General features: G+C 47.4%; 1 protein-coding gene. It reads left to right on the top strand.

All coding sequences use genetic code 11. The features are described 5' to 3' along the window. Positions 1–232, top strand: a 232-nt coding sequence (locus AC5WOF_RS19435; RefSeq protein WP_496051595.1) for a phosphopantetheine-binding protein, incomplete at both ends; no start/stop codon positions are given.

Genomic DNA, 232 nt, shown 5'->3' with positions numbered 1-232 from the left:
TAAGTCGGGGGATTATACAGCAGCGGAAACAGATATGGAAGCGGTCTTGATCGAGATTTGGGAGTCCCTGTTGGGAAGATGCCCCATTGGCATTCACGATAACTTCTTCCAATTGGGAGGGGACTCCATACTCAGTATTCAAGTGGTCTCCCGGGCAAGAGAGAAAGGGATTTTGTTAAAACCAAAACAACTCTTTGCGCATCAAACCATTGCATCTTTGGCTCGCGTTGCT

Source organism: Shimazuella sp. NTD250, assembly GCF_059510375.1.
The sequence above is the reverse complement of the archived record's forward strand: the minus strand, read 5'-3'. Positions and strand labels throughout refer to the sequence as shown.